We start from the raw sequence: 25,502 nt of genomic DNA, 5'->3' as shown, positions 1-25,502 counted from the left end.
TGTATTGAATCGAACATGATGGCAACCAATTCCCTCCGCCCTCGCGTGAGCGCAGTCAGTGCAATCGCCGTGGCATGCGCCGCGTGCCTGCTGGCCGCCTGCACGGTTGGGCCCGATTATCACGGCGCGCCTGCGGTTGCGCCCGAAGCGGCCAGCGCCGCCAGTTTCGTGCGCGCTCCCGCGAAAGGCGTCGTCGCCACCTCGCCCGCGCCGAATCAATGGTGGCTGGCGCTCAACGATGCGCAACTCGATTCGTTGATCGCGGCCGCTTTCGCCCATAACCCGGATCTGCGCGCGGCGCAGGCACGGCTGCGCGCCTCGCGCGCGCAGTTGCAGCAGCAACGTGCGGCCGAAATGCCCAAGCTTTCCGCCGATGCCGCGACAGTACGCATGCGCGAGCCCGATCTCAGCGCGCTGTCGTCGGCCGATTCGAGCGCGGGTTCATCGGGACGCGGTCCGCTTTCGCTGTACACCGCAGGCTTCGATGCCTCGTGGGAAATCGATCTGTTCGGCGGCACGCGCCGCGCGATCGAAGCCGCGGATGCGCAGTCCGAAGCCGTCAATGCCGATCTCGCCGATGCCCAGGTTTCGCTGGCCGCCGAAGTCGCCCAGGCGTATATCGGCTTGCGCGACCAGCAGCAGCGCCTGCTCATCGCGCAGCGCACGGCCGAACTGCAGCAGAAAAGTCTCACGCTGACGGAGCAGCGACGCGCGGGCGGCACGGCCGCCGATGTCGATGTCGAGCGCCTCACGACGCAGGTCGAAAACACCCGCTCGACCATCACGCCGCTCGCCTCCCAGGTGGAAATCTCGCTCGATGAGCTTGCCGTGCTCACGGGCAAGGCGCCGGGCGCGCTCGACGCCGAACTGGCGCAGGCGAGTGCATTGCCGAACCTGCCAACTGACGTAGCCGTGGGTGATCCGGCTAAAATGCTCGCGCAGCGCCCGGACATTCGCGCAGCGGAGCGTCGTCTCGCATCGAGCAACGCGCAAATTGGCGAACACATCGCCGATTTTTTCCCGAAGGTCACGCTGTACGGCGATCTGAGTTATTCCGCCGCCGATCCAGGCCACCTGTTCCGCAAGGAAAACACCACCTGGCTGGGTGCGCCTTATCTCTCGTGGAACCTGTTCGATTTCGGCCGCACGCTGGGCGCCGTGCACGGCGCAGAAGCGTCGCGTGACGAAGCCATCGCGAACTACGAAAAGGCGGTACTGGGCGCGCTCCAGGATGCGAACGACGGCTTGTCGCGCTACGGCTACCAGCGCGAACACCTGGCGACGCTGCTGAAGGTCCAGAAGTCCGCGGTGCATTCGGCGGAACTGACGCGGCAGCGCTATCGCGCGGGCACCGTCAGTCTCGTCGATCTGCTGGACACGCAGCGTGCCGAGTTTTCGGCCCAGCAGGACGTCGTCGCGGGACAAGCGGAACTGCTCAAGGATTATGTTTCGCTGCAGAAAAGCCTGGGCCTCGGTTGGCAACAGCCGCAAACATGATCGCCGACCGTTGTTGAATTTTGCCCTTCGTTGTCTTTGATGCCATACCCCACACTCGTAGCGTGCCGCCACTGTGACGCCCTTTTCCGCAGGCCTCGCCTCCTGCCCGGAGGCCAGACCGCGTGCTGTTCGCGGTGCGGCTCGACGCTCTACCGGGAAAGCGCCGCGCAACTCGACAGCCTGTGCGCCATCACCGTCGCCGCGCTCGTCACCTTCATCATCGCGCAGGCGTTTCCCATCATCGAGCTGGACGCTAACGGGATCACCTCGGAATCGAGCCTGATCGGCGCGCTCGCGGTCTTGTGGAGCCAGGGCATGTACGCCGTCGCCTCGCTGGTGTTCTGCGCGACGGTGCTGTTTCCGCTCGTCGAGATCGTGGCGCTGCTCTATCTGCTGCTGCCGATCCGGCGAGGCGTCGTTCCGCCCGGCTTTCGCCACGTGATGCACGTGATCGGGTTCGTGCGGCCGTGGGGCATGCTCGAAGTCTTCATGGTGGGCATTCTGGTCGCCATCGTCAAACTGGTGAGCATCTCGCGCGTGATGCCGCAGACCGCGCTGTTCGCTTTCGCGGCGCTGACCTTGATGCTGACCGTCGTGGCGATGTTCGATTTTCGCAGGCTCTGGGAGATAGCGGATTCGTTGCGCGCACCACTAATCGGCGGCGATAACGACCCGGGCCATTACGCGCCGAAGTTGCGCTCAACGCGCGACTCCAGCGCCGAGGGTGCCGATGGTGCCGCGGGCCACGTCACCGCCAAAGACGCCGGTCTGGCCTGCTGCCATGTCTGCGGTCAGCTGGAGTCGTGGCAGCTTCTCGCGCGCACGCCTCACACGTCACACAAGCAGCACAAGCCGCGCTGCACGCGCTGCCATGCGCCGATGCACCTGCGTCGGCCTGACTCCCTGCGGCGCACCTGGGCGTTCCTGAGCGCCGCGGCGATTCTCTACATTCCTGCAAACGTCCTGCCGATCATGAACACGGCGACGCTCGCACATGATCGCGGCGACACCATCCTGAGCGGCATCGTCCACTTCTGGCTGACCGGCGAATGGCTGATCGCGAGCATCGTTTTCATCGCCAGCATCATGGTGCCGATGCTCAAGATTTCTGCGCTCGCGCTCCTCGCCTTGACTTCGCAGCGGCGCTCCAGATGGCGCACCGCGGAACGCACGACGCTTTATCGCGTTGTCGAAGTCATCGGCCGCTGGTCGATGCTCGATATCTTCGTCATCGCACTCACCGTTGCGCTGGTGCGCTTCGGCACGTTCGGCACGGTCACCGCGGGCCCGGGCGCCATCGCCTTCGGTGCGGTCGTCATCCTGACGATGCTGGCGTCGATGCAGTTCGACCCGCGACTCATCTGGGACCCGGTTTCCCGCGCCGCGCCGGTCGCTGAAGAACCCTCGCAATACACCATGGAACATCCGCATGACTAGTCCGAAAGGAACCCACACGCCTTCCGGCGACGACCACGTTCCGGGCGCAAGCGAGCCCGAGATCGTCCAGCCCAGACGCTGGCTGCCCTCGCTCGTCTGGATCGTGCCGCTCATTGCGGCGCTGATCGGCATTGCGCTGGTGGTGAAGTCCGTCGCCATGCGCGGGCCGACGCTCACGATCACGTTCCTGTCCGCCGAAGGGCTCGAACCCGGCAAGACGAAGGTCAAATACAAGGAAGTCGAGATTGGCTCGGTGCGCGCCATCAAGCTCTCGCCCAACCTCTCGCACGTGCTGGTGACGGTCGAGCTCACCAAGGACGCCGAGAACTTCGCGCGCAAGGACAGCCGCTTCTGGGTGGTGCGTCCGCGCGTGGGGGCGGGCGGCGTATCGGGCCTGGGCACGCTGCTTTCCGGTTCGTACATTGGCGCCGATGCCGGCCGTTCCGACGAAACCGCCAGCGACTTCACCGGACTGGAAACGCCGCCCGCCGTGACCATCGACGAGAAAGGTCATCGCTACTCGCTGCATAGCGCGGATCTGGGTTCGCTCGATATCGGCACGCCGATTTTCTATCGGCGCATTCAGGTCGGCCAGGTCACCGGCTATGCGCTCGACAAGGATGGCGCGGGCGTGAGCGTGCAGGTGTTCGTGCGCGCGCCCTACGATCAGTACGTGGGCACCAATACGCGCTGGTGGCACGCGAGTGGCGTGGACGTGAAGCTCGACGCCAGCGGTTTCAAGGTCAACACGCAGTCGCTCGCGACTGTCGTGGCGGGCGGTCTGGCGTTTCAGGCGCCGACTGGCCGCGCGATGGGCCCGCAGGCGCCCGACAACGCCACCTTCACGCTCGCCTCGGACGAAAGCGAAGCCATGCGTGAGCCCGACGGCACACCGTCACGCGTGGTGATGTACTTCAACCAGTCGCTGCGCGGCCTTTCCGTGGGCGCGACGGTGGATTTCCGCGGCATCGCGCTTGGCCAGGTGACGGATATCGGCATCGAATACGATCCGAAGCAGCGCAATTTCACCATGCCGGTGACGATGGATCTGTACCCGCTGCGTCTCGTGCGCAAGAACCGCGGCGGCGCCACGCCACAGCCAGGATCGCCGCAAGGTCGCGAGTTCATTCAGCGCCTCGTCGAGCGGGGCCTGCGCGGACAATTGCGTAACGGCAACCTGCTGACGGGCCAGCTTTACATCGCCCTCGACGTGTTCCCGAATTCGCCGCCTGCGAAGTACAACCTCGACAGCGACCCGATGGAACTGCCGACGGTGCCGAACTCGCTGGAAGAACTGCAACAGCAGGTCGCCGACATCACGAAGAAGCTCAATCAGATTCCGTTCGACAAGATCGGCAATAACCTGAACGAGTCGCTCAAGAGCGCGAACCAGTTGTTCGGCAAGGTCAACAACGAACTGCTGCCGCAGATGAAGGGCACGCTCGACGAAGCGCAAAAGACCTTCAGCGCCGCTCAGTCCACGTTGCAGCAGGACTCGCCGTTGCAGTCGGACGTGCATCAGGCGCTGCAGGAACTCACGCGCACGCTGCAATCGCTCAACTCGCTCTCGGATTATCTGGAGCGCCACCCCGAATCGCTGCTGCGCGGCAAATCAGGAGACACGCCATGACGTTTCGCCGGCTTAACCCGCGGCTTCCCACCGCGCTTGCGACGTGCGCCTCGGCGTTCGCCCTCGCGGCAACGCTCGCGGGCTGCGCCTCGCCCGCCAGCCGCTTTTACACGCTGAGCCCGAGCGGCGATGGCGCACGCACTTCGCAGGCCGCCGCGCCGGTTGGCGCGGGCAATCCGGCGTGGCTCATCGAGCTTGCGCCGGTCGATGTACCGCCGCAGGTCGCGAAGACGCAGCTTGTCGTGCAGACCGACGCCACCCAGGTGAAGGTGCTGGAACAGGAACGCTGGGCGTCGATGCCCGGCGACGAAATCCGCCGCGCGCTCTCGGGCGATCTCACGCGGCAGTTGAACACCATCGACGTGTATGGCTCGCCGCATCCGGCTAACGTGCCGGTTTATCGCGTGAGCGTGAACGTGCAGCGCTTCGAATCGTGGCCCGGCTCGCATGCGCTGGTCGACGCGGTGTGGAGCGTGCGCGCACTCGATACGCAAACGGTGATGACCTGCCGCAGCGTAATCGACGAGCCCGTGAGCAACGGTTACGACGCCCTCGTGGCGGGTCATCGTCATGCGGTCGATGCGCTGTCGCAATCCATTGCGCACGGCATTCGTGCAATGAGCGACGGGCGGGCAAAAGGAGCATCGCTGCGCTGTCCGGTCTAGTCCTATCCGCGCGGCTAACGATGCAAGCGTTTGAGTATCGGCAGTAGTGAATCGCGCACGAGCGCGTTGTCGGAATCGACGGCGCGCTCGCTTCATCAAACAGCGCGCGTCATCGCAAACGCGTCGGCGGCCGCCACCGTATCCAGCGCCTCGCGCAACAACGCGATCTTGCCGTCGCGCGCCACCAGCCGCCCGGCGTACATCTGCCGATAGATTTTCCCCGTCGACGGCACGAGCGCTTCGACTTCATATTCGGCGAAAACCTGCTCCGGCGTTTCAATCAGATAGCGCACGTTTTTAAACGCGAAATCCGGCACTTTGGCGAGTAGCGAGGCGATAAAACCTTCGATCGCTTTCGGCCCCTGCGCACGCCCATCGATGCCGAGCGATTTCAGATACGGCAATTCCAGCACGCCATCGTCGGCGAACAAGGCCGCGGCGGCACGCGGGTCGCGAATCGATTCGACGTACGCGGCAAGCAGTTGTTTAGCATGACTCATGATTGACTCGATATAAAAGGCGTTAATGGCGGCGCTTCTTATTGCAGACGCGTCTTCAATGCCGCTGCCATCTGCTGCATGGCGGCGCGTGTCGGGGCATCGGTGGCGAGCACGTTGAGCAGGCCGAAATCGTGGATCGTGCCTTTGTACTGCGTGGTCGTCACTTCATTGCCCGCCTGATCGAGCCGATGACCGTAGGCCTCGCCTTCGTCGCGCAACACGTCGAACTGCGCCGTCTGGATCAGCGCGGGCGGCAAGCCCTTCAACTCGTCGAGCGTGGCGCGCAGCGGCGATGCGTAGCGCTCGTTGCGCTGGTTACGCTCGCCTGCGTCGCTCGCGTCGGCGATGTAGGCGTTCCAGAACCACTTCATCATGTCGCGGCTCAGAAAGTAGCCGTTTTCGAAAGCGTCGTAGGAGGCGTTATCGAATGCGTGGTCCGTCACCGGCCACATGAGGCCCTGGAAGCGGATGGCCGGGCCTTGACGATCCTTCGCCATCTGGCTGACGACCGCAGCCATATTGCCGCCCACGCTGTTGCCCACCACCGCCAGCCGCGCCCCATCGACGCCGATGGCCTCGCCATGCGCGGCGACCCACTTCGTTGCGGCGTAGGCCTGGTTGATCGCAACCGGATAGCGCGCTTCGGGCGAAAGCGTGTATTCGACGAACACGGCCGCCGCGCCCGACTGCACCACGAGATCGCGCACGAGACGCTCGTGCGTCGGGTAATCGCCGAGAATCCAGCCGCCGCCGTGGAAGAACATGAACACGGGCAACACGCCTTGCGCCTGCTGCGGCTTGACGATGACGAGCGGCACGCTCAGGCCGTCCTGCTCGATGACACGACGCGTGACGTCGATACCCGAAACGTCCACTTCCACACTGCGCTGCGCGCCTGCCAGCACCTCGCGCGCTTCGGCGGGCGTGAGCGTTTCGATGGCCGGGCCGGTGCCGCTGTTAAGCGCAGCGAGGAAGGCGACGGTTGCGGTATCGGGCGTGTTCGGGGTGTTGGGCGTGGTCAGCGTGGCTTGGGTGGTCATCGTGATTCTCCTTTCCGGGTGGTTGAGTGGCTAGCGACCTGATGTCGTGCAGCCGATGGAAAGGAGAATACGGATCGGGAGATATTTGCGAAATAGAAGTGTTTGAAACCTATCGTTGCACAAATGCAATGATAGGCCTCGCATTACACTTTAGGCCAACGCCAGGTGGGATCGGAAAGATGCTCGGCGAAATAATCGGACAGCGCCGACACCTTCGCGGGCCGCGCCCGCGCCGATGGCGTGACGAAGTACAAACCGCCCTTCGTCAGCGACCAGTCGGTGAGGATCGCTTCGAGCCGGCCATCGGCCAGATATTCTCCGGCGATGAATTCGGGTAACTCGGCAATTGCAAGTCCTTCCAGGAGCGTAGGCAGCAAAGCATCGGAATTCGTCACGCGCAGCGGGCCGGTCGGCATCACCGGCTCTTCCTCGCCCGCCTCGTTCGTGAAACGCCAGACATCGCTACGCGCGCGATACGCGTACGAGAGGCACGGCCGATCCACCAGTTCACGCGGATGCGCGGGCCGCCCTTCGCGCGCGAGATACTCAGGCGACGCCACCACGTATTGCGTCACCGCGCACAGCCGCCGCGCCACCAGCGACGAATCGGGCAACGCGGCGATACGCAGCGCGGCATCGAAGCCATCGGCAACGAGATCGACTGATGCATCCGAGAGATGCAGGTCGATCGACACCTCCGGGTAGGCGCGAAAGAAGCCCGGCAGCAGCGGCGCGACCCAGCGCAGCCCGAACGACATCGGCACCGCCAGGCGCACCAGCCCGCGCGGCTGCACCGACATCTCGCGCGCCGCGCTTTCCGCTTCCTCCGCCTGGCGATAAATCTCGCCGGCCTTTTCGCAGATCGTGCGGCCGAACTCGGTCAGCGCGAGCTGGCGCGACGTGCGGTTGAAAAGCCGCGCGCCCAGCCGGTCCTCGAGCCGGGCCACGCCGCGCGAGACCGTCGCCACCGACACGCCCATCACGCGCGCCGCCGCCGCGAACGATCCCTCCTCGGCGACCTTCGCGAACATCGCCAGTCCTTCGAAATCAGGCAGCTTCGCCATTTGCCCTCATCTTTTCATTTATGCAACGTTGGATTGCAATCAATTCTATTTCGAAATGCCTGGGCCGTCGATATTCTTCTCACATCGCAGCACGCAACACCGAACACACCCTTCCCCTGAACACCGAACCAAACGAAAGGAGCAACACCATGGCACGCAAACTCGACAACAAGATCGCACTCGTTACCGGCGCAACCAGCGGCATCGGCCTGGCTACCGCGCAGCGTTTCGCCGACGAAGGCGCGCACGTCTACCTCACCGGCCGTCGTCAGGCCGAACTCGATGCCGCCGTGAAGAGCATCCGCGAAGCAGGCGGCAAGGCGAGCGGCGTGCGCGTCGATTCCACGAAGCTCGACGAACTCGACGCGCTGTACGCACAGATCAAGGAAGAACAGGGCCGCCTGGACGTGCTGTTCGCCAACGCAGGCGGCGGTTCGATGCTGCCGTTCGGCAACATCACCGAAGAGCACTTCGACGACACCTTCGACCGCAACGTGAAGGGCGTGCTGTTCACGGTGCAAAAAGCGCTGCCGCTGCTGACGAAAGGCGCATCGGTGATCCTCACGGGGTCGACGGCGGGCAGCGCGGGCACGGCGGCGTTCAGCGTGTACTCGGCGTCGAAGGCGGCGGTGCGCTCGTTCGCCCGCAACTGGATTCTCGACCTCAAGGACCGCCAGATCCGCGTGAACACGATCAGCCCCGGCGCGACCCGCACGCCTGGTTTGCTCGACCTCGCCGGCGACGACGCCGCCCAGCGCCAGGGTCTCGCCGATTACCTCGCCGCGCAGATCCCGATGGGCCGTCTGGGCGAGCCGAACGAAATCGCCAGCGCCGCGCTGTTCCTCGCTTCGGACGATGCGAGCTTCGTGAACGGCATCGAACTGTTCGTCGATGGCGGCCAGCAGCAGATCTGAACGTGGCACGGGGCGCACGGCTGCGATCTAAAACATCTGTGTGCCCGAACGGAGTTTCATCATGATCGGACATCGCCCTTTTCTTACGCTCGGCGCCATCGGGAGCGACTGGCTCGACGCGCGGCTGCATTTTCGCGTCGGCATGACCGGGCGCGCGGAGCATACGCCGCTCGGGCCGCTCTACGTCTGGAACGACGACACATTCGCGCCGCGTTCGGGCTTCGGCCTGCATGCGCATCGCAACGTCGAGATCGTCACGTGGGTGCGCTCCGGCGCGATCACGCACGAGGACGACGCGGGCAATCGCGCGCGTCTGGTCGCCGACTCCGTCCAGGCGATGAGTGCGGGCACAACGATTCATCACGCCGAGCGCAACGAGGAAGATGTGCCCGCGCGGGTGTTCCAGATCTGGCTGCGCCCGCGCACGACAGGCGGCACGCCGCGCTGGGCAACGCGCGTGTGTTCGCGCGAATGTCGCGAAGGCCGCTTCGTGACGCTGGCAAGCGGCGATCCGCAAGACGTGCGCGCGGGCGCCCTGCCGATTAACGCCGACGCACGCGTGCGCGTCGCCACACTGCGCGAAGGCATGACGATCAAGCACATGTTGCCGATGCGCGGCTCGGCGTATCTGGTCGCCGATCACGGGCTTCTCGACGTGGGATCTGTCCGGCTTGCGCCACGCGACGGCGTCGCCATCATGGACGAGGCGCAGCTAGATCTGATCGCGCATGGCGATACCGATGTCGTGATCGTCGAACTGCTGGAACCGTCAACCCAGCGCGACTAGTTTTGCCGCAAATACTCACTCGGCGGCACGCCCAGCACTTTGCGGAACATGGCGGCGAACGCACTCGGGCTGTCGTAGCCGTGTTCCAGCGCCAGTTCGAGAATCGACACGCCTGCTGCAAGCCGCGGCAAGCTCAGCAACAGACGCGTATGTCGCCACCACGCGCCCGGCGTCATGCCGGTTTCACGCCTGAAGGTGCGCGCGAGCGTGCGCGCGTTCATGTTCGCGGCGACGGCCCATGAAGCGAGCGTCACCGGCTCGGACGGCTCGCGAATCAGCCGCGCGCACAACGCGGCGAGTTCGGGATGGTGCGGCATCGGCACATGCAGATCGAGCGACGGAGCAAGCTCGATTTCGTCGAGGATCAAGGCCAGCACGCGGCCCGTGCGATGGTTCAGGTCGTAGTCGGCCGGCAGGCCGCTGGTCGCGAGAACCAGCTCGCGCAGCAACCCGCTGACACCGATAACCCGGCACTCGCGCGGCAGGCTCGGACGCACTTCATGCGCGACAAAAAGGGAGCGCAGGCGCACATCGCCGGCCATCTGGATGCCGTGGCGCGTGCCCGCGGGCAGCCAGACCGCGCGACCGGGCGGCACGACCCAACTGCCGTCGTCCGTTCGCACGATCATGACGCCGTCGATCGACAGGATCATCTGCGCCTGAGCGTGCGTGTGCGGCGCGAATTCGTCGCCAGCGGCGGACTCCGTGGCGAGCACGCCAATCTGCTTCACTTTGTCGGAAGCGTCGAGCGCCTGAAAAAACTCGTTCATGTGTCCATATCGCGACGATGAATGCTCATTGCGCGCGCGATGAATAAAGAGCGCCAACATAACATGGCACGACTGTTTGATTCCATGACGCTCGATGCCTGCCGCTCCCACTCACCCTTGCCCGCCCTACTGCTCGACACCCTTTGCCCGAGGCCTCGCGTTTGCGTTCAGTGCGCTGCTTGCCGCCTGTTCCGTCGGCGAGCCCTATCGCGCGCCGTCAGCCAGTCCCGCCCAGAACGCGCCTTTCGATGCCGCCGCCACGCCGCAGGTACGCTCCGCCGCGCCGCCCGACCACTGGTGGCGGCTCTATGACGACCCGGCGCTCGACGCGCTGATTGGCGAGGCGCTGGCACAAAACCGCGAACTGGCCGTTGCCGCCGCGCGTGTCACGCGGGCCCGCGCGGTGCTGGCGCAGGCCGATGCCGCGCAGTTGCCATCGACGCAAACTTCATTCGGCGTCGATTACGGCAAGCACGAGAACGATCAGATCGTGGCCGCCGCACGCGACACGGGCAGCGCGCCGTCGCGCTTCGGCTGGGCGCCGGGTTTCGCGCTGTCATGGGAAATCGACTTCTGGGGACGCGTGCGCGATCTCGTGGACGCCGCCCACGCGGATGCGCAAGCCCAGCAGGCCGCCTCCGACGCCTTGCGCGTGAGCGTGGCCGCCGAAACGGCGGCCGCGTATGTGCGCGCCTGTGCCTACGCCCAGCGTCTCGACGTTGCGCAGCATTCGCTTGAAATCGCCGATCGCATCGCGACGCTCACGCAGCGGCAACAGGCGCTGGGCCTGGTTTCGTCGATGGAGTCCGTGCGTGCGCGCGCCTTCGCGGACGACGCGCGTGCGCGTCTTCCCTCGCTCGACGGCGAACACCGCGCGGCACTCTATGAACTCGCCGTGCTGCTTGGGCGCACGCCCGCCGATATTCCGGCCGCCGCTCGAAGCTGCCGCCGGCCGCCCACGCTCACGCAGCCCTTCCCCGTGGGCGACGGCGCGGCGCTGATCCGTCGCCGCCCCGATCTGCGCGAAGCCGAACGCAAACTGGCGGCCGCTCATGCACGCGCGGGCGCGGCGCAGGCCGCGCTGTATCCGTCGATCACACTCGGCGGCTCCGTCAACTGGCTCTCGACCACCGGACACCCGGCTTCGATCGGCGACCGCTATGCGCTCGCGTGGAGCGTGGGTCCGCTCATCAGCTGGAATTTCCCGGATCTCGCGGCGAGTCGCGCCCAGCTAGGCGCGGCCCGTGCCGACGACACCGGCGCACGCGCCGCGTTCGATGCGCAACTGCTGCGCGCCCTGCAGGAAACCGAACAGGCGCTCGCCCGCTATGGCGCGGCCTGGCGCGAGCACGACGCGCTGGAGACTGCGCGCGCCGGCCACGCACACGCCTTCGAGCTGGCCGAACGCGAATTCCGCGCTGGCGCGATCGATTCGCTTGGCGTGCTCGACGCCGAGCGCAGCCTGAGCGCCGACGACGCCGCGCTCGCGCAGTCATCGCAACGGCTCGCACTGGACCAGGTCACGGTTTTTAAGGCGCTTGGCGGCGGCTGGCAGCCTTGAGCGCGCGAGTCCCCTTTCTCTTCTCCCATTTCACAAGAAGACTGTCTGCATGAGTACGACTGTTGATAACGAAGTTCAGGCCGATGTCGGGCGCAGCACTACGGCGCGCCGTGCGCGGCGTCCGTGGATCGTCGCGGGGACGTTGCTGGCGTCCCTGACGGCGGCGGGCTGGGGCTGGCACTGGTGGCAGGCGGGCCGCTTTATCGAAACGACCGACGACGCCTACGTGCGCGCCGATGTCGTGACCGTGAGCCCGCGCATCGCGGGTTATGTGACGCACGTGCTCGTCGACGATAACCAGACGGTTCATCGCGGCGATCTGCTCGCCACGCTCGACGACCGCGATTACCGCGCGAAAGTGCAGGCCGCTCAGGCCGCGTTGCTGGAAGCTCAGGCGGCCGTGCAGGAAAGCGGCGCGGCCGCGCAGACGCTCGGCGCGCAACTCGCGCAACAGGGCAGCACGATCGCGCAGGCGCAAGCCGATGTGGACGCAGCACGCGCCGAAGCCGCTCGCCGTGATGCGGACGCGCATCGCTATCGCACCTTGCTGGCCGACGAAGCGGCGAGCGGTCAGCATTGGGAAGCGGCGCACGCCGATGCGCTCAAGGCGCGCGCCGCGCTCGCGCACGCCATTGCAGCAGCGCAGGGCCAACGCGAAGAACGCGACGTGTTGCGCAAGCGCCTCGCGCAGAACGACGCCGAGAAGGCGGCCGCTCACGCGCGCGTGGAAGCGGCGCAAGCGCAACGGGCGCTCGCGCAACTCGACCTCGAACACACGCGCATCGTCGCGACGCAGGACGGCATGGTCGGCCAGCGCAGCGTGCGCGCGGGCCAGTATGTCGAGGCCGGCACGCCGCTGCTTGCGGTGGTGCCGCTGCACGCCGTCTACGTGGTGGCCAACTTCAAGGAAACGCAGCTTGCGGCGATGCGCGCGGGCGAGCCCGTCGAGCTGGACATCGACACGTTTTCGGGCAAGGCGCTGCATGGCCGCGTGAGCGGTATCGCACCGGGCTCGGGCGCCGAGTTCGCCTTGCTGCCGCCGGACAACGCCACCGGCAACTTCACGAAGATCGTGCAGCGCGTGCCGGTGAAGATCGCGCTCGACGCCTTGCCGCGCGATGTCGTGCTGCGGCCCGGCATGTCGGCGATCGCGCGTGTGGATACGAAAGGGGCGCGGCGATGAGCACCGTCGCCCGACGTTCGCGCGCGCCTGACGAATCCCGCGATGCCCACGATGCTCCCGAAGAAGCGGTTTCGCTGCGCTCGTGGGTCGCCGTGCTCGGCGGCGTGTTCGGCTGCTTCATGGCGGGCATGAACGTTCACGTCACCAACGCCTCGCTGCCCGACATACGCGGCTCGCTGGGCGCGAGCTTCGAAGAAGGATCGTGGATCACCACCGCCTATCTGGTCGCGGAGATCGTCGTGATTCCGCTCACGGGTTGGCTCGTGCAGGTGTTTTCGGCGCGCCGGGTGCTGCTGGTGGGCGCATCCGGGTTTCTGGCGTTCTCGCTGGCCTGCTCGCTGGCGCCGACGATCGGCACGATGATTGTCGCCCGCACCTTGCAGGGCGCATTCGGCGGCGTGCTGATTCCGCTCTCGTTCCAGCTGATCGCCACCGAATTGCCGAAGTCGCGTCATCCGCTCGGGATGGCGCTCTTTGCGGTGGCCAATAACGTGGCGCAGGCGGCGGGGCCGTCGCTGGGCGGCTGGCTCACGGATACCTATTCATGGCGCTGGATCTTCTATCTTCAGATTCCGCCCGCGCTGGCGCTGATCGCGGCGATTGCATGGGCGATCCGCCCGGTTGCCGTCGATACGAAAAAACTGCGCAGCGCCGACTGGCCCGGCATCCTGACCATGGCCATCGGTCTGAGCGCGCTGCAGATCGTGCTTGAAGAAGGCGAGCGCAAGGACTGGTTCGCGTCGAGCGGCATCGTGCTGCTTGCGTGTATTGCAGCGCTCGGCCTGATCGCGTTCGTCGTGATCGAGGTGCGCCGCGCGCAACCGTTTATCAATCTGCGCCTGCTTGCCGGCTATAACTTTGGCCTTGCCAGCCTGATGCAGTTTCTATTCGGCGCGGTGGCGTTTGGCGTCGTGTTTCTGGTGCCGAATTATCTGGCCGAGGCGCAAGGCTATAGCGCGCGCGATATCGGCATGGTGATGATTCCCTATGGGCTCGTGCAGTTCGTCATGTCGTTTCTCACACCGCCGCTGATGCGCCGCACGAGTCCGCGCAGCGTGATTGCGCTTGGCTTTCTGCTGGTTGCGGCAGGATGTTTGATGAACATTCATCTCGATGCCGATTCGGCGCGCAATGTCATCGTGCCGTCGCTGATCGTGCGCGGCGTGGGGCAGTCGTTTGTGGTGATTGCGCTTTCGGTGATGGCCGTCAACGGGATCGACAAGGCGCAACTGGGTTCGGCATCGGGCGTATTCAATATGGTGCGCAACGTGGGCGGCGCGATTGGCATCGCGCTCGTCAGCCAGCTGGTGGTCGAGCGGCAAAAGCTGCATGCGGCGCGTATCGGCGAAGCGGTGACGCCTTATGCGCAGGCATTTCAGGAGCATATGGTGCTGCTCGCGCGCGCGGTGTCACGGCTGCCTATACCGCGCGTGGACGGACTGCCGCGCGGGCGTGTTGACGGCACGTATGAAACGGCGCTCGCGCTGATCAATCAGCGCGTCATGCGCGAAGCGTTGCTGATGGCATACAGCGATACGTTTCTGATTGCGGGTCTCGCCATGCTCGCGTGTGTGGCCGGAGCATTTGCATTGCGCGGAGCGAGAGCATGATGGGCGAGCCGGTTGCCAATATCAGTTCAGGCAGTCCTGCATGACTTCGGCCTTGTTTCGTTCGGGAGAGATCGGCTAAACGCTGCATCGGCAAATCCCGCCTCGTTCGTCGCCGAAGGTGCAGTCGGCATCAAAGTGTTCAGTTGCGCCAGCGGCCAGGGCGCGGCACGCATTCTGCTCTAGTGCCCTGCAGTGGTCAGGCACGCACCCGGCAAACCCCGGGCGATGCCGCCGACCGCCTCACCGCACGAAAGGAGCAGCCATGAATCAGACGACACTGGGCGCGGGCGTCGAGACGCCGCTTGTGGCATCGCAACACGGCCTGCCTCGCGAGGCCGTTTCGTGGGGCGCGATACTCGCGGGAGCCGTGGGTATGGCGGCGTTCTCGCTGATCCTGCTCACGCTCGGCACGGGGCTCGGTTTATCGTCGCTCTCACCGTGGCCCGGCAGCGGCGCGCATGCAAAAACCTTCGGCGCGGCCGTGGTCATCTGGGTGTGCGTTTCGCAGATCATGGCCTCGGGTCTCGGCGGCTATCTGGCCGGACGTCTGCGCCGCCACTGGCCGCTCATCAGCGGCGATGAAACCCACTTCCGCGACACCGCCCACGGCTTTCTCGCCTGGGCGCTGGCCACGCTCGTGACGGCCGGCCTGCTGGCCTCGGCGGTATCGGGCATCGGGCGCACGGCGGCGCTGACTATCGCCGAAACCGGCGCACATTCGGCAGCGGGCCTTGGCGCCGTCGATCGCGGCAATGCGCAGACCGCGTGGCAAACCTGGCCGGTCGGCTATCTGATCGACGGCATGCTGCGTCCGGTCGAAGGCGCATCGGCGCAGGTGGAAACGCGCCCGGAACAGGCGCTCGCTTCCGTCACGGAAAAGCAGGAAATCGCGCGCATCTTCCTCAACGCCCTGCCCTCGGGCGGCGCGCTTTCGCCTGAAGACTCGCGCTATGTCGCCCAGGTCGTCGCGCAACGCACGGGCCTTTCGCCCAGCGATGCACAGGCCCGCGTGAACACGACCTACACGCGCCTGCAGGACAAGATGAACGCAATGGAAAGCGCCGCACGCGCCGCCGCCGACGCCGCCCGCAAAGCCACCATCCACGCCACGCTCTGGCTGTTTATCTCGCTGCTGATGGGTGCGTTCGCCGCGAGTTACATGGCAACCGTAGGCGGCCGCCTGCGCGAATTCTGACCGCTCCACAGCGATCGTTCCAACGTCACGCGACGTGACGAAACCTCTCAGGAGACTGACATGCGCTCGATTCTTCTCTATATGCTCGGCGTGCCGATTCCGATCATCATCCTGATCGCCCTGTTCTGGCATTGATCGCCTCGCCTTTGACATCTGCCCGGCTGTCGCAGTAAAATTATTTCATCATGCGTTGAATATTAGTGCGCGCCACAAGCGTGCCGTCGTTCCCGAAGAACCTTCACAGAAGCCGAATCCGATGGACAAGCTGGGCAGCATGAAGATGTTCGTGGGCGTCGCAGAAGCCGGCGGCTTTGCCAAAGCCGCCGCGCGCGCGTCCCTCAGTACCGCCGCCGTGTCGCGCGCGATCATGGAACTCGAGGCCAGTCTGCAGACACGCCTGTTCAATCGCACCACGCGCCAGATCTCGTTGACCGAAGCGGGCCGCCGCTATCTGGAGCATTGCGAGCGCATTCTCAACGAGGTCGATCTCGCCGATGCCGAGGCCATGGGCGCCGCCGCGCAACCCAACGGCCGCCTGCGCGTGCATGCGACAGCAGGTTTCGGCCAGCATTACCTCACACCGCTGCTCGCGCGCTACACGCAGCAATTCGAAGGCGTTTCCGTCGATCTGGTTCTTGCCCAGCGTACGCCCGATCTGCTCGAAGAGCGCTTCGACGTAGCGATCGTAGTCGCGCAAAGTCTCAAGGATTCGTCGCTGGTTTCGCAGCGGCTGGGTTTGTCGCGCTCGGTGCTGTGCGCGTCGCCGCAATATTTGTCGCGACGCGGCACGCCCGCCTCGATCGCCGATCTCGAAGCGCATACCTGCGTGCAGCTCACGCATCAGGATCTGCCCTCGACGCCGTGGATTTTCGAAGACGCCGACGGTCACGAGCAATCGTTCCGTCCCGCGCGCGAAGCGCCCTTCACGGTGAATATCGCCGAGGCGCTGGGCGAAGCGATCCGCGCGGGCATGGGCATCGGCATGCTGCCGATTCCAACTGCGCTGCAAGGTCTGCGCGACGGCACGCTGGTGCAGGTGCTGCCGCATGCGCGCCTCAAACCGGTCAACGTCTTTGCGTTGTACGCATCGCGCCAATACCTCGACGCAAAGATTCGAACGCTGGTGGAGTTTCTGCGCGATGCCGTCCCGCGACGCGTGGCCGAGCACGAGCAGGAACTCGGACTATGGCACGCGCGTTATGGGCGCTCGACAATGTGCCCCGCGTAAGATCATTTAGTTAGTCACGCTAACCAATTAAATTAAAACCGCCGCGCACCATCCATGACGATGGTGCGCGGCGGTTTTTTATGTCGATCGATCAGGCGAGGCGAATTTTCGGCTGCACCCAGCCGTTGATGCGCTCAGCCGTCCACAGCAGCGTTGCCTTGCGCAAACCATGCAAAGCCTGCTGATGACGCCGATACAGCATCGCATGACTCAGTTGCGCGAGGCGTCCGCGAATAAAGCCGCCACGGAAGAACCCGAAGCGCCCGAGCGTGCCGAACGCATCGTAATCGCTTAGCGAGACCAGCGAACCAAAATCATGAAACGCAAACTCGGGCATCGGCTTGCCTGCGAGCCAGCCCGGCAGATGGCGCGCGAGAAATTCGGCCTGCTGCGTGGCGACCTGCGCGGTGGGCGCGAGTGCGCGTTCGGCGCCGGCCGGCGTGAGGCTGGAACAGTCGCCGACTGCGAACACATGGTCGTCCTCCGTGGATTGCAAAGTCGGGCCGACCACGATCTGGTTCGCGCGGTTGGTCGCGAGGCCGCCCAGGCCATTGAGGAAATCCGCCGCCTTCACGCCGGCGGCCCAGACCATCAGATCCGCTTGCGCGAGCGCGCCGCCGTCGTAGACGAAACCGCTTTCGGTCGCCTCGGTGACGCGCGTGCCGGTCTTCACGCTGAAGCCGATCTTTTCGAGTTGCCGCTGGCTGGACGCGGAAATGTTCGGCGGAAACGCGCCCAGAATGCGCGGGCCGCTCTCCAGCAGCGTCAATTGCAGACGCTCGCGGATCGAGGCATCGCCATAAGCGCTGGCCACTTCCAGCAGACGGCTGAGTTCCGCCGCCAGCTCGACGCCCGTCGCCCCGCCGCCGACGATCGCCACGCGCAGCGCCTCGTCGCGCGCGACGCTGCGAAATGCGCGCGCACGCAAGGCTTCGTTGAAGGTTTCCGCCTGCTTCTGGCTGTCGATGAAATAGCAGTTGCCCGCGACGCCCGGTACGCCGAAATCGTTCGCCCGGCTGCCCAGCGCGAGCACCAGCACGTCGTATCCGACTTCGCGCGGCTCCAGCACCGTGCTGCCATCGGGCGAAGTGAGCGCGCCCAGTTGCACGCGACGCCGCGCGCGGTCGAGCCCGAGCATTTCGCCGGGCTCGTAGCTATAGCCGTGCTCGCTGGCGTGCGCGAGAAAGATCACCTGCTGTTGTTGCACATCGCGCGTGCCGGCCGCGATCGTGTGCAGCATCGGCTTCCAGATGTGCGTCGGGCTTTTGTCGATCAGCGTGATGCGGGCCTTGCCCGCGCGCCCGAGCGTGTCACCCAGCTTCGTCGCCAGCAGGATGCCCGCGATGCCACCACCCACGATTACGATGCGTACCGGATTCGTCATGTTTAATTCAACACGCAATGAATAAAAATCGATGGTAAACCCTCGCCATGATCCATGTCAAACGTTTCGCCGTGCCGCGCGAGCCGCTGTGCCGCCGGTTGAGCGCGCGCGCTCGGGTACACTCACGTCCATCGAAAAACGGGAATGCTCATCGGCATGAAAGAGAAGGTCACGGCATCAGCAACTGCAACGCCCACGCCGGTGCGGCGCGGCCGCGGGCGGCCGGCGCAGGACGCCTCGGTCGGCCGGGATGTGCTGCTGCGCAACGCGCGCAAGACCTTCGGCACGCGCGGCTACGACGCCACCAGCGTGCGCGAGATCGCGCGCGAATCGGGCGTCGATCCCGCTTTGCTCGCGCATCATTTCGGCTCGAAGGAAGCGCTGTGGACTGCCGTGGTCGAGCAGATCGCCGAGCATGCCCGGCCGATGATCGCAGGCACGGGCGCCCTGCGCGACGCCGATCTGGACGCGAAGGCGCGGGTGGACCGCGCCATGGAAATCTATATCGACAAGGTGTTCGAGGAACCGGATATCGGCCTGTTTTTCTCGACGGCCGCGACGGAAGAAGGCGCGCGCATGGATTTCCTCGTCGAACGACTCATGCGGCCCTATTACGACGTGCTGGTGCCGCTGCTCGACGATGCCGCGAAACAGGGCGTGCTCAAGGTGAAGGACGCCGACATGCTGTTTTTCGTGCTGCTCAACGGCGTGAGCAAGACCGTGGGCTACGGTCACCTGATGCGGGCGTTCTCCTCGCTGCCCGACAACCCGGAGCAGTTCAAGCGCACGGTGCTGGAAACCACCCTCTCGCTGCTCGCCTGAGCGCGATCGCATCGACGCCTTGCGCGGGCTTGGGAATGAAGCCCGCCGCCTCGCCGAATCCCCTTCTTTTTAGCTGATCTGGCGGCCTTGCCGCCGCGGCGCATCGCGTCCGCCTGCATCCGCTCCGCCCCTTCGCGCGCGCTATTCGGCCTTCCGTAAAGGTCATTTGCACCACAGTGCTGCGAATTTGCGGGCAGGATTTCGTTTTTCTTAATAAAATGTACCAACTGGTTAATCTAGCACAAGGCTTGACGGTTGCGCCCCATTACAAATGGTCGCAGGTCAGCCGACTGCGAGGCGAGCCTTTAGCCTCCATTCGAGAACGAAACGATGTCGAAGCAACCAACAGACTCAGATAAACAGATTCCAAAGGCCGCGCGTGTCGGCCTGACCCTGGTAGGGGCCGTCGGCCTGCTGCTGGGCCTTTATTTCCTCATTGGCGGCGGCATGCTGATCGCCCGTGGCGGCAGCTGGTATTACCTGCTGGCCGGCCTCGCGCTGTGCGCCACCGGCGTGCAGTTCGTGCGCCGCCGCTCGAACGCCTTCACGATTTTCCTCGTCTTCCTGATCGCCACGGCGCTGTGGGCCGTGTGGGAAGTGGGCTTCGACTTCTGGCAGCTCAACGCGCGTATCTTCATGTTCTCGATGATCGGCATGCTGCTCGCGCTGTTCATCCCCCTGCTGCGCAAGAGCGAAGGCAAGGCTCCGGCCTGCCGCGCGGCCTTCGGCATCGCCGCTGTGCTGGCGCTCTTCAACGCCGCGTTCGTGTACGGCATGTTCGTGCCGCACGGCAAGTTCGGCACCGAAACCACGACGCCGATCGCCGGCACCGCTGGCATGGGCGACTGGACTGCATACGGCCACTCGGCCGGCGGCGACCGCTTCGCAGGCGCTGCGCAGATCAACCGCGACAACGTGAAGGATCTCCAGGTCGCCTGGACGTTCCACACCGGCGACACGCCGCTCAGCCCGGACGGCGGCGGCTCGGAAGACCAGGAAACGCCGCTCCAGGTGGGCAAGACGCTGTTCCTGTGCTCGCCGCACAACACCGTGATCGCCGTCGATGCCGCCAGCGGCACCGAAAAATGGCGCCACGCATTCCCGACCAAAACCACGGTCTGGGTACGTTGCCGCGGCCTCGCCTACTTCGACAGCACCAAGCCGCTCGTGCAGCCCACGGTGACCGGTTCGACGCCGGTTTCGGCGATCGAAGCGTCGGGTGACCCCGCCGCCTGCCGTCGTCGTATCTACATGAACACGATCGATGCGAAGCTGGTCGCGCTCGACGCCGACAACGGCAAGCTCTGCGACGACTTCGGCGATCACGGCATCATCGACCTGAAGGCAGGCCTCGGCAGCGCCAAGAGCCCGCTGTATCAGCTGACTTCGGCGCCGACCGTCGCGGGGACGACCGTGGTGGTGGGCGGGCGCGTCGCCGACAACGTCGCGCTCGACATGCCTGGCGGCGTGATCCGCGGCTTCGACGTGATGAGCGGCAAGATGAAGTGGGCGTTCGATCCGGGCAATCCGGACGATCACGCGGCACCGGCTCCCGGCAAGATCTTTACGCGTTCGACGCCGAACGTGTGGGCGCCGATGACCTACGACGCGACCTCGAACACCGTCTACATGCCGGTCGGCAACGCCGCGATCGACCTGTGGGGCGTCAAGCGCACCGACCTCGACGAGAAGTACGGCGGCTCGATCCTCGCGCTCGACGCCACCACCGGCGCCGAAAAATGGCACTTCCAGACCGTCCACCACGACCTCTGGGACTACGACGTGCCGATGCAGCCGACGCTGATCGACTTCCCGATGGATGACGGCAAGAAGGTGCCGGCGCTCATCATCGGTACGAAGATGGGCCAGCTGTTCGTGCTCGACCGCCTGACCGGCAAGCCGCTCACCAAGGTGATCGAGCAACCCGTCAAGCCCTCGAAGATCTTCAACGAGCCGTACGCGAAGACGCAGCCGGTTTCCGTGGGCATGCCGCAGATCGGCGCTGAAGTGCTCAAGGACGCCGACATGTGGGGCGTCACGCCGATCGACCAGCTGATGTGCCGCATCACCTTCCGCGGCCTGCGCTACGACGGCCTGTTCACCGCGCCGGGCACGGATTACGCACTGAGCTTCCCGGGTTCGCTCGGCGGCATGAACTGGGGCGGTCTGTCGTACGACCCGAACGCCGGCATGATCTACGTGAACGACATGCGTCTGGGCCTGTGGGTCCATCTGGTGAAGGAAAAGCAGCGCGGCGGCACCTCGGACGGTAACGAAGCCGTCAACGCAGGCATGGGCGCCGTGCCGCTCGGCGGCACGCCGTACTCGGTGACGAAGGACCGCTTCTTCTCGCCGCTGGGCATTCCGTGCCAGAAGCCGCCGTTCGGCAGCCTCACGGCGATCGACCTGAAGACGCGCAGCGTGGCGTGGCAAGTGCCGCTCGGCACGGTCAAGGACACGCGCCTCTACGGCGTGCAGATGCACATGCCCACGCCGATCGGCATGCCGACCATCGGCGGTTCGCTGACGACCGGCGGCGGTCTGGTGTTCTTCGCCGCGACCCAGGATTACTACCTGCGCGCGTTCGACAGCTCGACCGGCAAGGAAGTCTGGAAGGCCCGTCTGCCGGTGGGCAGCCAGGGCACGCCGATGAGCTACACGATCGACGGCAAGCAGTACATCGTGATTTCGGCAGGCGGCGCACGCCAGTCGCCGGATCGCGGCGACTACGTGATCGCTTACGCCCTGCCGCAGACGCACTAAGCCATCACGCCGGAACAGATTGATTTCCGGCCCGCAGGGGCGCGTACCATACGCGCCCCTGCTGCTTTATCAGCAGCGCAATTTTTAACTACTCAGTTCAAATAATTCTTCAGAATCCGGAATCGCCGGCCGCGCGGCCGACATCATCCGGGTCGATATCAGGGTTGACGATGAAATCAGAACACTTTTTCTGGGGCGGTTCGCTGCTCGTGTGCGCCGCCGCCATCTCCCAGCCGGCCATGGCGCAGAACAGCCTGACGCTGTACGGCAACGTGGACGAAGCCATCACCTACGCGAACAACCAGGGCGGCCACTCGAACGTGTACATGCGCAACGGCAATCTGTACGCATCGAAGTTTGGCTTCAAGGGCTCGGAGCAACTCAGCTCGACGCTCAACGCGATTTTCGATCTGCAGGAAGGATTTGACCCGGGCACCGGCGCGCAGCAGTCGGCCGGTCTCGCGTTCAACCGCTATGCGTTCGTGGGTCTGCAGGACAGCCGTCTGGGCACGCTGACGATGGGCCGCCAGTACACGCCTTACTATCTGCTCGCCGGCACGCTCGGCCCGGTCACCTACCTGACCGGCGCAACCGGCGCGCATCCGGGCGATATCGACGGTTTCGATACCGACATCCGCGCGAATAGTTCGGTTACCTACACATCGCCTTCGATTCATGGCGTGCGCGGCAGCGTGCAGTATGGTTTTGGCGGCGTGGCTGGCAGCATGAAAAGCGGCAGCATGTTCAGCGCGGCACTGCGTTACGATGGCGGCCCGCTTTCGGTTGGCCTCGGCTATCTGCGCATGGACAACACCGAATACACGGGCGGCTTCGATCCCAGCGCGAGCGCCACGTTCCCGCATTCGACCATCAATACCGGTTATCTGTCGGCGCGCACGGTTCAGCACGCGGCGGCGCTGGCCACGTACACGTACGGCAATCTGCTGTTCGGCGTGAACTATTCGAACGTGGTGTATCGTCCGGGCGGCCATTCGCTCTTCACCGATACCGCCGTGTTCAATACCTACGGCGCGCTGGTGAGCTACCACGTGAGCACGCCGATCGAAGTGTCGGGCGGCTATAGCTATACGCGCGCGTCCACGGCGAACGGCATTCACGATGCCGCGCGCTATCAGCAGGTTTCGCTGCGCGAGATGTATCACCTCTCGAAGCGCACGACGCTGTACACCATTCAGGCCTATCAGCACGCTTCGGGCCAGACGCTGGGCGCGAATGGCGCGGGCGATCTCGTCGATGCCGTGGCGATGGTCGGCGACTCGCAGAACACCTCGGCGTCGTCGACGGGCAATCAGTTCGTCGCCATGTTCGGTATCGCGATCGCGTTCTAAGCCGCGCGTTTTACGGTTTCAGGCAACACGCAAAAGTTTGGGCAGCGATTTCGCTGCCCTTTTTTTATGCCGTCGATAAAGCATCAGGTCTTGTGATGGAGCTTGAGGCAATCGGCGCCGTAGTCGGCGGTCAGGGATTTTTGCGCGGCTTGCAGATCGCTCGGGTAGACGCCGTTGTCGTCGCCGGGGTTATAGCCGCGCGCTTCGAGTTCGGCCAGTTCGCCCATCAATTGCGCATGCGTGACCTTACCGGCCGCGACGTGCTTGAACGGGTAATCGGCGCATTGTTGCGGAGTCAGGCGTGGCCCGGCGAAAGCGGCCAGACTCACGGTTGCTGCGGCCAGCGCAGCCAGGTATCGCAGAGACGCATGCATGTGGGCCATCCGGTAGGGTTTTCGGGTTCGAAACGATGTGCGGACAGCTTAGGGGACGGCGAGTATGGCAACATCATCGGCCAGATGTAAGTTTTTTTAATTGGCGCGATTTGCGGCGTTTTAGCGCGGCCACGGTTGTTTTTGCAGCCGCAATGGCGTGATTTCAGCGCCTGACGCGCACGCGCGGATCGCACCAACGGCATGAAGCCGCGAGCTTGTTTATGCTGGGTGCCATGCGAGCGAACCGTCATTGACCAACCACCATGCCGATCTATCTCACTTCGACCGAGGCGGCCACGCGCCTGGGCGTCTCGCGCCAGACGCTCTACGCTTACGTGAGCCGTGGCCTGCTGCGCGCCGAAAGCGATCCGGCCTCGCGCGAGAGCCGTTATCTCGCGGCTGAAGTCGAGCGCCTCGCCGCCGAACGTGCGCGGGGACGCAATCCGAAAGAAGTGGCGCGCGCGGCGCTGGACTGGGGCGCGCCGGTGCTCGAATCGGGCATCACGCTGATCGAAGACGGGCGGCTCTCGTATCGTGGCGTCGATGCGCTCGATCTGGCGAAACACGCCAGTCTCGAAGACATCGCCGCGCTGCTCTGGCAATGCGATAAAAACAGCGCCTTCGCGTCCCACGCGCCGCAAGCGCCCGATATCTTCAACACCCTGCTCGACCACTATCGCGGCCAACGCGCGGAACAGGCGCTGCTGCCGCTCTTTGCGGTGGCGAGCGAAGACGCGCCCACGGCCATCGGCCAGCGCAACGCGGCGAGCGAGAAGCAAGGCTGCGGCGATCTCGTGCGCCTGCTGGCCGCCTGCCTGTTGCGCACCGCACCCGATACCGCGCCGATCCACGAACAATGCGCGCGCGCCTGGGGCGTCGGCGAAGCAGGCGCGGAATTGATCCGCATGGCGCTGGTGCTGTGCGCCGATCACGAACTGAATGCCTCGAGCTTTACCGCGCGCTGCATCGCATCGACGGACGCAAGTCTGCGCTCGGTGGTAATCGGCGGACTCGCGGGATTGTCTGGCGGCCGCCACGGCGCCACCACGGCGCGCGGCGAAGCGCTGTGGGACGAACTCGGCGATATCGATCCCGAAACGCGGCTGCACGCACGCCTCGCACGCGGCGACGACCTGCCCGGCTTCGGCCACCCGCTTTATCCCGATGGCGATGTGCGCGCCGCCTGCCTGCTCGCGCGCGTGCTGCCGGATCATCCGCAATGGAAAACGCTGATGGAGCTGGGCAGTACGTTGATCGGTGCGCAACCGTCGCTCGATCTCGCGCTGGTTGCCGTGCGGCGGCATTTAGGGCTGCCCTTGGGTGCCGCGTTCGGGCTGTTTGCGCTGGGCCGCTCGGTGGGCTGGATCGCGCACGCGCTGGAGCAGCGCGAAAATCCGCATCTGATCCGCCCGCGTGCGGTTTATACGGGCAGCCGCCCGGCCGCCAGCGATAAGCAAAGCAATCCAGCAAACGCACGCAAACCCGCACCCAAACGCACACGCAGCGGCAAAACCGAAGCCGACACACAACCCGGCCCCGACATGTTCACCACCCTGTTCAAGATCATCTAGCTTTCGATCCGCTGAAACGGCCGTTTCATTTTTCGTACGGGTTTTCGTGCGCTTTCCTGACGATTTCCCGGCAAATATTGCGGCAAACGAAATAGAGTGTTTCGAGTGGCCTTTTTCAGCGCTTTGCACGGTTTTTCAGGGCCGATCGTGCGCGCCGC

The 25,502-nt window shown here is 65.0% G+C and carries 21 protein-coding genes; 15 read left to right on the top strand and 6 right to left on the bottom strand.

Features of this window, described 5'->3' with window-relative positions:
• Positions 1 to 15 precede the first annotated feature (15 nt).
• Genes U5A67_RS18405 through U5A67_RS18390 form a run of 4 tightly spaced genes read left to right on the top strand, consistent with a single transcriptional unit; the run spans position 16 to position 5,229 of the window.
• On the top strand, positions 16 to 1,497 hold the full coding sequence (locus tag U5A67_RS18405) for an efflux transporter outer membrane subunit (RefSeq protein WP_321959732.1): 1,482 nt from the start codon (positions 16 to 18) through the stop codon (positions 1,495 to 1,497).
• Positions 1,498 to 1,536: 39 nt separating this feature from the next.
• Positions 1,537 to 2,934: a paraquat-inducible protein A gene (locus tag U5A67_RS18400; RefSeq protein WP_321815600.1), complete on the top strand. Its 1,398-nt coding sequence runs from the start codon at positions 1,537 to 1,539 to the stop codon at positions 2,932 to 2,934.
• On the top strand, positions 2,927 to 4,564 hold the full coding sequence (locus U5A67_RS18395) for an intermembrane transport protein PqiB (protein ID WP_205980827.1): 1,638 nt from the start codon (positions 2,927 to 2,929) through the stop codon (positions 4,562 to 4,564). Before U5A67_RS18400 ends, U5A67_RS18395 begins: the two co-directional genes overlap by 8 nt.
• Positions 4,561 to 5,229, top strand: a complete 669-nt coding sequence (locus tag U5A67_RS18390) for a PqiC family protein (RefSeq protein WP_321815599.1) — start codon at positions 4,561 to 4,563, stop codon at positions 5,227 to 5,229. The genes U5A67_RS18395 and U5A67_RS18390 overlap by 4 nt, the downstream gene beginning before the upstream one ends.
• Before the next feature lie 95 nt (positions 5,230 to 5,324).
• Here the strand turns inward: U5A67_RS18390 and U5A67_RS18385 are convergent, their stop codons facing one another.
• The 3 genes from U5A67_RS18385 to U5A67_RS18375 all read right to left on the bottom strand — a co-directional run bounded on the left by U5A67_RS18385 (position 5,325) and on the right by U5A67_RS18375 (position 7,833).
• On the bottom strand, positions 5,325 to 5,729 hold the full coding sequence (locus U5A67_RS18385; RefSeq protein ID WP_321815598.1) for a nuclear transport factor 2 family protein: 405 nt from the start codon (positions 5,727 to 5,729) through the stop codon (positions 5,325 to 5,327).
• 38 nt (positions 5,730 to 5,767) lie between these two features.
• Complete coding sequence (locus U5A67_RS18380; RefSeq protein WP_321815597.1) at positions 5,768 to 6,769, bottom strand: alpha/beta hydrolase; 1,002 nt, start codon at positions 6,767 to 6,769, stop codon at positions 5,768 to 5,770.
• Between the two features lie 143 nt (positions 6,770 to 6,912).
• The gene (locus U5A67_RS18375) at positions 6,913 to 7,833 is read right to left on the bottom strand and encodes a LysR family transcriptional regulator (RefSeq protein WP_321815596.1); all 921 of its coding nucleotides are present in this window, start codon (positions 7,831 to 7,833) and stop codon (positions 6,913 to 6,915) included.
• A gap of 149 nt (positions 7,834 to 7,982) precedes the next feature.
• On the opposite strand from U5A67_RS18375, the gene U5A67_RS18370 reads away from it, so the two are divergent.
• Positions 7,983 to 8,747: an SDR family NAD(P)-dependent oxidoreductase gene (locus tag U5A67_RS18370; protein WP_321815595.1), complete on the top strand. Its 765-nt coding sequence runs from the start codon at positions 7,983 to 7,985 to the stop codon at positions 8,745 to 8,747.
• 61 nt (positions 8,748 to 8,808) lie between these two features.
• Positions 8,809 to 9,534, top strand: coding sequence for a pirin family protein (locus U5A67_RS18365; RefSeq protein ID WP_321815594.1), 726 nt, complete (start codon positions 8,809 to 8,811; stop codon positions 9,532 to 9,534).
• Here U5A67_RS18365 and U5A67_RS18360 read toward each other — a convergent pair.
• Positions 9,531 to 10,304, bottom strand: a complete 774-nt coding sequence (locus U5A67_RS18360) for a helix-turn-helix transcriptional regulator (protein ID WP_321815593.1) — start codon at positions 10,302 to 10,304, stop codon at positions 9,531 to 9,533. The two genes, U5A67_RS18365 and U5A67_RS18360, sit on opposite strands and share 4 nt — an antisense overlap.
• A gap of 94 nt (positions 10,305 to 10,398) precedes the next feature.
• Between U5A67_RS18360 and U5A67_RS18355 the strand changes: the two genes are divergently transcribed.
• The 5 genes from U5A67_RS18355 (at position 10,399) to U5A67_RS18335 (ending at position 17,081) form a co-directional block, all read left to right on the top strand.
• Positions 10,399 to 11,865 (top strand): TolC family protein, encoded by a 1,467-nt coding sequence (locus U5A67_RS18355; protein WP_321815592.1) that lies wholly within the window; start codon positions 10,399 to 10,401, stop codon positions 11,863 to 11,865.
• A gap of 49 nt (positions 11,866 to 11,914) precedes the next feature.
• Entirely contained in the window at positions 11,915 to 13,048 is a 1,134-nt protein-coding gene (locus tag U5A67_RS18350; RefSeq protein WP_321815591.1) for an HlyD family secretion protein, read from the top strand.
• Positions 13,045 to 14,658 (top strand): MDR family MFS transporter, encoded by a 1,614-nt coding sequence (locus tag U5A67_RS18345; protein WP_321815590.1) that lies wholly within the window; start codon positions 13,045 to 13,047, stop codon positions 14,656 to 14,658. The genes U5A67_RS18350 and U5A67_RS18345 overlap by 4 nt, the downstream gene beginning before the upstream one ends.
• 262 nt (positions 14,659 to 14,920) lie before the next feature.
• Entirely contained in the window at positions 14,921 to 15,853 is a 933-nt protein-coding gene (locus U5A67_RS18340) for a hypothetical protein (RefSeq protein WP_321815589.1), read from the top strand.
• Between the two features lie 256 nt (positions 15,854 to 16,109).
• A complete protein-coding gene (locus U5A67_RS18335) occupies positions 16,110 to 17,081 on the top strand; it encodes a LysR family transcriptional regulator (RefSeq protein ID WP_321815588.1) in 972 nt (323 codons plus the stop codon).
• A gap of 91 nt (positions 17,082 to 17,172) precedes the next feature.
• On the opposite strand, the gene U5A67_RS18330 is transcribed toward U5A67_RS18335, so the two are convergent.
• The gene (locus U5A67_RS18330; protein ID WP_321815587.1) at positions 17,173 to 18,465 is read right to left on the bottom strand and encodes an NAD(P)/FAD-dependent oxidoreductase; all 1,293 of its coding nucleotides are present in this window, start codon (positions 18,463 to 18,465) and stop codon (positions 17,173 to 17,175) included.
• Positions 18,466 to 18,621: 156 nt separating this feature from the next.
• On the opposite strand from U5A67_RS18330, the gene U5A67_RS18325 reads away from it, so the two are divergent.
• The 3 genes from U5A67_RS18325 to U5A67_RS18315 all read left to right on the top strand — a co-directional run bounded on the left by U5A67_RS18325 (position 18,622) and on the right by U5A67_RS18315 (position 23,399).
• On the top strand, positions 18,622 to 19,287 hold the full coding sequence (locus U5A67_RS18325; RefSeq protein ID WP_321815586.1) for a TetR/AcrR family transcriptional regulator: 666 nt from the start codon (positions 18,622 to 18,624) through the stop codon (positions 19,285 to 19,287).
• Between the two features lie 330 nt (positions 19,288 to 19,617).
• Entirely contained in the window at positions 19,618 to 22,050 is a 2,433-nt protein-coding gene (locus U5A67_RS18320) for a membrane-bound PQQ-dependent dehydrogenase, glucose/quinate/shikimate family (RefSeq protein ID WP_321815585.1), read from the top strand.
• Between the two features lie 170 nt (positions 22,051 to 22,220).
• Positions 22,221 to 23,399, top strand: coding sequence for a porin (locus U5A67_RS18315; protein ID WP_321815584.1), 1,179 nt, complete (start codon positions 22,221 to 22,223; stop codon positions 23,397 to 23,399).
• Between the two features lie 83 nt (positions 23,400 to 23,482).
• Here the strand turns inward: U5A67_RS18315 and U5A67_RS18310 are convergent, their stop codons facing one another.
• The gene (locus U5A67_RS18310; RefSeq protein WP_205980802.1) at positions 23,483 to 23,773 is read right to left on the bottom strand and encodes a DUF4148 domain-containing protein; all 291 of its coding nucleotides are present in this window, start codon (positions 23,771 to 23,773) and stop codon (positions 23,483 to 23,485) included.
• A gap of 263 nt (positions 23,774 to 24,036) precedes the next feature.
• Here U5A67_RS18310 and U5A67_RS18305 point away from each other — a divergent pair, with 263 nt between their 5' ends.
• A complete protein-coding gene (locus tag U5A67_RS18305; protein ID WP_321815583.1) occupies positions 24,037 to 25,344 on the top strand; it encodes a citrate synthase family protein in 1,308 nt (435 codons plus the stop codon).
• The last annotated feature ends 158 nt before the right edge of the window (positions 25,345 to 25,502 follow it).

Source organism: Paraburkholderia sp. J69-1 (genome assembly GCF_905220255.1).
In the GTDB taxonomy this organism is placed as follows: Bacteria; Pseudomonadota; Gammaproteobacteria; order Burkholderiales; family Burkholderiaceae; genus Paraburkholderia.
This window is presented reverse-complemented; position numbering and strand designations above follow the sequence as displayed.

What these genes read in the sequence shown, in the direction of transcription:
- U5A67_RS18370 (WP_321815595.1), top strand. Translation starts at nt 7,983, where the DNA reads ATGGCACGCAAACTCGACAACAAGATCGCACTCGTTACCGGCGCAACC.
- U5A67_RS18400 (WP_321815600.1), top strand. Translation starts at nt 1,537, where the DNA reads ATGCCATACCCCACACTCGTAGCGTGCCGCCACTGTGACGCCCTTTTC.
- U5A67_RS18320 (WP_321815585.1), top strand. Translation starts at nt 19,618, where the DNA reads ATGTCGAAGCAACCAACAGACTCAGATAAACAGATTCCAAAGGCCGCG.
- U5A67_RS18340 (WP_321815589.1), top strand. Translation starts at nt 14,921, where the DNA reads ATGAATCAGACGACACTGGGCGCGGGCGTCGAGACGCCGCTTGTGGCA.
- U5A67_RS18385 (WP_321815598.1), bottom strand. Translation starts at nt 5,729, where the DNA reads ATGAGTCATGCTAAACAACTGCTTGCCGCGTACGTCGAATCGATTCGC.
- U5A67_RS18305 (WP_321815583.1), top strand. Translation starts at nt 24,037, where the DNA reads ATGCCGATCTATCTCACTTCGACCGAGGCGGCCACGCGCCTGGGCGTC.
- U5A67_RS18395 (WP_205980827.1), top strand. Translation starts at nt 2,927, where the DNA reads ATGACTAGTCCGAAAGGAACCCACACGCCTTCCGGCGACGACCACGTT.
- U5A67_RS18345 (WP_321815590.1), top strand. Translation starts at nt 13,045, where the DNA reads ATGAGCACCGTCGCCCGACGTTCGCGCGCGCCTGACGAATCCCGCGAT.
- U5A67_RS18310 (WP_205980802.1), bottom strand. Translation starts at nt 23,773, where the DNA reads ATGCATGCGTCTCTGCGATACCTGGCTGCGCTGGCCGCAGCAACCGTG.
- U5A67_RS18375 (WP_321815596.1), bottom strand. Translation starts at nt 7,833, where the DNA reads ATGGCGAAGCTGCCTGATTTCGAAGGACTGGCGATGTTCGCGAAGGTC.
- U5A67_RS18330 (WP_321815587.1), bottom strand. Translation starts at nt 18,465, where the DNA reads ATGACGAATCCGGTACGCATCGTAATCGTGGGTGGTGGCATCGCGGGC.
- U5A67_RS18355 (WP_321815592.1), top strand. Translation starts at nt 10,399, where the DNA reads ATGCCTGCCGCTCCCACTCACCCTTGCCCGCCCTACTGCTCGACACCC.
- U5A67_RS18335 (WP_321815588.1), top strand. Translation starts at nt 16,110, where the DNA reads ATGGACAAGCTGGGCAGCATGAAGATGTTCGTGGGCGTCGCAGAAGCC.
- U5A67_RS18315 (WP_321815584.1), top strand. Translation starts at nt 22,221, where the DNA reads ATGAAATCAGAACACTTTTTCTGGGGCGGTTCGCTGCTCGTGTGCGCC.
- U5A67_RS18405 (WP_321959732.1), top strand. Translation starts at nt 16, where the DNA reads ATGATGGCAACCAATTCCCTCCGCCCTCGCGTGAGCGCAGTCAGTGCA.
- U5A67_RS18350 (WP_321815591.1), top strand. Translation starts at nt 11,915, where the DNA reads ATGAGTACGACTGTTGATAACGAAGTTCAGGCCGATGTCGGGCGCAGC.
- U5A67_RS18390 (WP_321815599.1), top strand. Translation starts at nt 4,561, where the DNA reads ATGACGTTTCGCCGGCTTAACCCGCGGCTTCCCACCGCGCTTGCGACG.
- U5A67_RS18360 (WP_321815593.1), bottom strand. Translation starts at nt 10,304, where the DNA reads ATGAACGAGTTTTTTCAGGCGCTCGACGCTTCCGACAAAGTGAAGCAG.
- U5A67_RS18365 (WP_321815594.1), top strand. Translation starts at nt 8,809, where the DNA reads ATGATCGGACATCGCCCTTTTCTTACGCTCGGCGCCATCGGGAGCGAC.
- U5A67_RS18380 (WP_321815597.1), bottom strand. Translation starts at nt 6,769, where the DNA reads ATGACCACCCAAGCCACGCTGACCACGCCCAACACCCCGAACACGCCC.
- U5A67_RS18325 (WP_321815586.1), top strand. Translation starts at nt 18,622, where the DNA reads ATGAAAGAGAAGGTCACGGCATCAGCAACTGCAACGCCCACGCCGGTG.